General features: G+C 56.6%; 3 protein-coding genes. All 3 read right to left on the bottom strand.

The features are described 5' to 3' along the window. Nucleotides 1-379, bottom strand: a 379-nt coding sequence (locus T18_RS28075) for a biotin/lipoyl-binding protein (protein ID WP_323455275.1), incomplete at its 3' end; no start/stop codon positions are given. Beyond that, complete coding sequence (locus T18_RS24400; RefSeq protein ID WP_038497356.1) at nt 380-2,632, bottom strand: type I secretion system permease/ATPase; 2,253 nt, start codon at nt 2,630-2,632, stop codon at nt 380-382. Between the two features lie 58 nt (nt 2,633-2,690). Beyond that, a partial coding sequence (locus T18_RS24395) for a BapA/Bap/LapF family large adhesin (protein ID WP_075807863.1) occupies nt 2,691-4,615 on the bottom strand: 1,925 nt, incomplete at its 5' end.

The raw sequence follows: 4,615 nt of genomic DNA, 5'->3' as shown, positions 1-4,615 counted from the left end.
CAGCTTCAAGCCGCGCCGCGGCAGCGAGCGTAGCACGATATTTTGCGGCACTTTCCTCAACATCGGATTCGCTTCTTGTGGGATCAAGCTGCGCGAGAATCTGGCCGGGCTCGACCACCTGGTCCTCGCGCACATGAAGCGTTGCGACAATACCCCCCTCCAGTGATTGTATGACCTGTTCGCGGCTGGTGGGGATAACACGGCCATCGCCGGTTGAGACCTCATCGAGCGTTGCGAAATAGGCCCAGACGAGCATAGCCACCAGAAGAGTGACGAAAAGTTGCACGACGCGTGTGGACCGGGTGAGGTTTCGACCGTCATCGTCGCCGAATGCCCAACCGCCGCGCCTGGAGAAATCGCGTTCGCTGAATGCCGCCATTTACACCTCCTGTGTCGTCTTGAATGGAAAGCTGTTGACCGCCGCTGCGGGCTTCGTTTCCGGCATTTTTCGGCGCACGCCGTTCGGCGCCACAGTTTTTTTGACACCACGTAGGGTGTTGAGAACCTCCTCCTTGCTACCATCGAGAACAATTTGCCCGCTCTCTACAACGACGATGCGCTGAACAAGTTCAAGAACGCGCATGCGGTGCGTTGCGACGACGACCGTTCGCTCCGCACTCCAGGATCGCAAGCGTTTTATGAACTCACGCTCGGTCCCTTCATCCATTGCTGCGGTGGGCTCATCAAGCAGGACGACGGATGGGTCACGAATGAGAAGGCGCGCCAATAGCAATGCCTGCTTCTGTCCGCCTGAGAGGCCTCTTCCACCTTCAAGGATCGGGTGGTCGAGACCACGCGGGAACTTTCGCACGAAATCATCCGCTCCCGTCATCGAAAGTGCCTCAAGAAGCAATGGTTCGGGTGCGTGCAATGCGCCTAGGGTGACGTTTTCACGGATCGTGCCGTGAAACAGGCGCATATCCTGCGTCAACAGCCCTACATTGCGACGGACATCGGAAGGGTCGATCTGTGAAAGTGCAAGGTCATCGATCAGCAATTCACCGGCTGCCGGTTCAACCATGCCCGCCATAGCAAGGAGAAGGGTCGATTTGCCCGCGCCGTTTTTGCCCAGAACGGCAACTTTTTCACCAGCGGCAATTGTCAGGTCACCGATGGCAAGCGCCGGCCGGCCTGTACCCTTACCGTAGTGAAAAGCAGCACCCTTGATCCTGTAGGCGCCACGCAGGGTGGAGACACTTACTCGTGTCTCGTTGTCGGGATGATCCGAAGGCATGCGCAGAATGGCATCGATGCTCTTCAACCCGACTTTAGCCTGCTGAAATCGACCGAGGATTTGTGTCAGTTGCGCCATGGGCGCCATCATGCGGGAGCCTAAAATGGAGCAGGCAACGAGGGAGCCCGTGGTCATGTTGCCTTCCATGACAATCGGCGCGCCGACGAAGACCACGGCGGCGAATGTTCCAGTTTGCACTGTATGGCTCCACGCGGCAAGACCATTGGTAATGGCGCGCAGGCGAAGCTGTCCGTCAGCAGACACGGCATTGTAATGGTTCCAGCGCTGCTGAAAGTGATCCTCAGCCTGTAGTGTCTTGATGTCCTCTATGCCCTGAACGGCTTCGACGAGCATGGCATTGCGCAGTGAGGATTCCCGCATTGCCTCATTGGCGGCAGCACGCAGCCTGCGCTGTGCCAACAGGCCCGGTAAGACTAGAAGCAACAGTGCCGCAACCGGGATGATCACAATCGGTCCGCCAATCAGCCAGAAGATGAAGAGGAACAGGATGAAGAATGGAAGGTCGGCAATTGCTGACACTGTGGTGGAGGTCAAAAGTTCGCGCACCTGTTCCAGGTCGCGCAACTGGGCAATGAATGTGCCAGTTGAGGTAGGCCGTTCCTGGTTCTTTACCCGTAGCGCATGACCGAAAACCAGATCGGAGATTCGCATGTCTGTGCGCTTGCCGATGATGTCGATGATGCGGGTGCGAAGACGGCGCATGATAAAGTCGAAGAACACGGCCATCAGCACACCGATGAACAAGACATAAAGCGTGTTGAAGGACTTGGCCGGCACCACCCGGTCATAAACCTGCATTGAGAACATCACGCCGGCCAGCGCCAGAATGTTCGCAACAAGTGATGCCAGCATGACATGACCATATGAGCCGAAGTCGCGAAATGCGATCGAACGGAACCAATGTTCCCGGTAAGGGGCAATGTAACCGTCGACCCGCTCATCGACGGTTCCGCGTTGCGGCCGCGCCAGAATGATGAATTCGGTCTGCGACAGCAGAACGTCTAGCGGCAAGACCGTTGCAACGCTGCCTTCTCCGCTCAGCACGATGGACGCGTCCTTCCTCGCGGAAAGACCCGTTACGACGCCCACGGCACCGTCCGAGAGCTTTACGATAACCGGTAATCGCCAACTGCTGAGTAGGCGCGGTGTCGGGGCTGCCCGTTTTATCTGCAGGCCCATTTTGCTTGCCAGGCGCGCAAGCCAATCATATGTCTCGATCGCCTGAAGTCCTTCGGCGAGTTGTTGTGCCCCGCCGGGCGAGAACGGCACACCATAATGACGTGCCACATATTGGAGGGCCTCGCTCCAGCTCGCAAAATCAGTGCCGGCAGCATTAGGATCAGGCCATTGTTCCGTCGTCATGTCGGAAAGGGGCATGGATATTCCTTTGTGACGACATGAGGGCATTGATGCCCCCATGCCGGCCTTGGATCGTTCAGACTACAGTCGACTGCGTGGGGTTCAGTTCATCCTCGGCCACCAGGTGCCCGAATGGATCGACAGGCAGTTCCACCGGCTCGGGCATCTCGAATATATCCGTCCGCTCTTCTGTTGAACTCAGATCGGCGTCACCGTCCTCAGGTTCGCTGAGGGCAGCCAGATCATCGAGCGGTACCGTCAGTTCCTCCGTATCGTCCTCAATCAATTGAGAGAGCCGGTCGTCATTGTCCGAATTTGATGCGGGCGGGTCGTCGCTTGCCGTAACGTCGATGCTATCAAGACCGGATATGTCTTCGGCTACGAACATCATGGCCTGATCCGGCACGCCCGCGCCGGAGGGATCCACGGTCACGACCAGCGAGGATTGCTCAGCCACTCCTGAAGGATGGATCAGCTGATATTCAAACGTGTCGGTTTGCGGCGTATTGAAATGCGCGAGATCCGGGTTCAGCGCGTAGCTGTAGCTGCCATCCGCATTGATGGTCAGTGTACCATATTCGCCATCGACCGTTCTGGCATCCGTCACATCAACGAAGCTCGTTCCTTCAGATATTTGGAACTTCGTGAAAGTGGAGCCCAGATCGTCATTGGCAAGCAGGTTGCCGCTATCACCGGTCGCAGTTCCGACTTCATATTGGTCCGTATATGTCACATCGATATCAGTCGTTATGGTCGCCGAGACGTTTACCAACGTGCCACTCAAAGTGGAGCGGACACGGTACGTGCCGGCAGCCAGATCAAGTTCAGAGAGGTCGATCGATGCCACGGTGCCGAGACCTCCAACAATGATGTTGAAGGAATCGGTTGCCACCTGCTGCCAGCTGCCTGGTGTCGTTTCTCGTTCGAGATGGAGCGCCCCATTCGACAGCGCAGCAAGCAAGACGGAAACGCTAATGCTGCCAGAGACCTCCATACTATCAGTAATGACGAAGCTGCTGCTGATATATGTGCTCGTCTGCCCCAGGCCCCCTGAGAGCAATGTGGAACCGGTGGTGGTATAGAAATTGTCGTCCGTGACATTGTCCCAAACGACCGAAGCGTTTGCGCTATCGCCCGTCGCGGCAAATTCGAACGTCGCTGGAAGGCTCGGGTCGGTGTCACTCCAGGTCATAGTCACATCGTCGCTGCCAATCTGGACATAAAGGGTGGCAGTGCCAATATTGCCGTCTGCATCCACTACCGTGTATTCGAACCTGTCGACCTTGCCGATTCCCGCTCCATTCGCGAACGGCGTGTAGGTATAGGTGCCGTCGGCTAGGATCAGAAGCTCGCCGAAATCGCCTTGTACAGTAGTCCCATCCTGATCAACAGTCTGGCCGTCGACGCTTTGAACTGTTGTTCCGGCCGGTACGTCATCATTATCGATGACGTTGCCGCTCACCTCGACAGCTTCATAACCTCCAACTTCAGTAAAATTATAGTCGGTGCCATCAAGGGTTAATGTGCCACCAACTCCTACGCCGAGCAGGCCCGTAAATCCCATGAATGCGCGGTACTCTCCCGGATCAAGTCCCGGTACGGTCCCGCTTGTTCCGCCAAAAAGTGACAGTGATAGGATCGTGGCAGGTCCTCCACCGTCAATGCTTGTCCATTGCTGCGTTGCGGCGTCCCACTTTTGCACGACAAGACTATAGTCGCCGAGAACGCCAGCCCCGAGTATTCCACTGAAATCGAAATTGAGATCCTGTTTGTGACCGGTCTCCACGTCAAATTCGACTGTATCTGCAAATAGCTGAAGATCGAGACCTGCAAGGCTGACGACAGCGAGGTAGGTGTCGCTTCCAAGCGGAACATTTTCCGTCACTGTCGGCAAGAGATTCACTTCAGCTGAGGCCACGTCGTCCGTGGGCTCGAGATCTGCGTCAGCATCCGCATCCGCGTCGGCGTCGGCATCCGCGTCGGCATCTGCATCTGCATCCG

This window comes from Rhizobium sp. TBD182, from assembly GCF_001950375.1.
Lineage (GTDB): Bacteria > Pseudomonadota > Alphaproteobacteria > Rhizobiales > Rhizobiaceae > Agrobacterium > Agrobacterium tumefaciens.
Note: the sequence above shows the minus strand (reverse complement) of the source record. Positions and strands in the feature narration are given on the sequence as shown.

Bases quoted from the DNA above. Each gene is read 5' to 3' on its own strand.
- T18_RS24400 (WP_038497356.1), bottom strand. From the start codon at position 2,632: ATGCCCCTTTCCGACATGACGACGGAACAATGGCCTGATCCTAATGCT.